This window comes from Pseudomonas sp. FSL W5-0203 (assembly GCF_001896155.1).
Classification (GTDB): domain Bacteria; phylum Pseudomonadota; class Gammaproteobacteria; order Pseudomonadales; family Pseudomonadaceae; genus Aquipseudomonas; species Aquipseudomonas paracarnis.
Map to the genome: position 1 here is coordinate 1 of NZ_MPOR01000104.1, position 425 is coordinate 425.

1 protein-coding gene is annotated in these 425 nt (G+C 60.9%); it reads right to left on the minus strand.

Translation table 11 applies throughout. The annotated features are described in order from the left end of the window. The coding region (locus tag BOP96_RS29170; protein ID WP_138726270.1) for a DUF6531 domain-containing protein at nt 1-425 on the minus strand (425 nt) is incomplete at both ends.

Here is a 425-nt window from a genome sequence, read left to right on the forward strand (position 1 = left end):
GGCACGATGCACCTGGTAGTCCACCGCAACGATGCGATCCAGCTCATAACGCAACAGCAACGAGCGACCCGCGCCGTTATCCAGCCGCTCAATCCGCCCGGAACGATCACGGCAAAGGCGCAGACGGTTGTCATACGCATCGCTGATCGCAGTCAGTACACCGTCGCGAAAGTGATAGAACCGTGACGCTTGGGCCAGCACCAACTCGTCAGGCGCCGAACCCAAATAGATCGCCGCTTCAGCCAGGCTATTGGTGATTGCGGGCCGAGAGTCGCTGGGCAATGGAAACTGCGTATGGCGGTTCTCATGATCGGTCCACACCACCGAATCGCCCGACACCACCAGCCGATGAGCCAGCGCATGGCTCCAACCCAACCCCAGCCCACAATCGACCTCCACCGCGCTAGTGCGATACAGCCGTGTCC